Consider the following 331-nt stretch of genomic DNA (forward strand, 5'->3'; position numbering starts at 1 on the left):
ACGATGGCGTTGTCTTTGCCGTAGTGGGTGCGGTGGAAGGCGCGGATGTCGTCCAGACTAACGCGTTTGAGGCTGTCGACGGTTACGTTTGCGCCGCTGCCGTAGGGGTGGTTCGGGTAGATGAGCTTGGTCAGTTCGCGCGTGGCGGTGTAGTCGGGGGTGGTTTCCTGTTGTTGCAAGCCGGTAATGGATTGGATTTGACGGCGGCGGAAAACGGCTTCGTCAAAGCGCGGACGGGTCAGCGAGTGGTTGATCAAGTTGGCGGCTTTGTCGCGGATGTCGGCTTTGCTGAGGCTGCGGAAGCCTGCGGATGCGCTTTCGGCATTGCTGT

At 60.1% G+C, this 331-nt stretch carries 1 pseudogene; it reads right to left on the bottom strand.

Annotation, left to right across the window (positions count from 1 at the left end):
- A pseudogene (locus ACTHSP_RS23220) lies at positions 1–331 on the bottom strand (M16 family metallopeptidase); the annotation flags it as partial.

It is taken from the genome of Neisseria sp. P0001.S005 (assembly GCF_051963715.1).